Consider the following 237-nt stretch of genomic DNA (forward strand, 5'->3'; position numbering starts at 1 on the left):
TCGATACCTTCGCGCTCAAGCGGCTTGAGGATTTTGGCCATCGACTGGCGCACTGTGTGGGATTCGTAGAGTTTGGCGGTGAGCAGGCTTGCCGTATAGGTTTCTATGGTTTGAGCTGCGGCGCACTCAAACACTGCGCTGTCTTCTTTTTTTTCGATACGGCTGGGCTTGCGTCCGCGCAGCCATTGGATCAGCCCGATCAGCCCGCCGCCGGTAAGCCCCACGGCGGAAAGCATG

The 237-nt window shown here is 58.2% G+C and carries 1 protein-coding gene; it reads right to left on the bottom strand.

Annotation, left to right across the window (positions count from 1 at the left end; all coding sequences use genetic code 11):
- The coding region (locus AXE65_RS13910) for a hypothetical protein (RefSeq protein ID WP_204376565.1) at positions 1–237 on the bottom strand (237 nt) is incomplete at both ends.

The sequence above is a fragment of the Ventosimonas gracilis genome, assembly GCF_001580025.1.
In the GTDB taxonomy this organism is placed as follows: domain Bacteria; phylum Pseudomonadota; class Gammaproteobacteria; order Pseudomonadales; family Pseudomonadaceae; genus Ventosimonas; species Ventosimonas gracilis.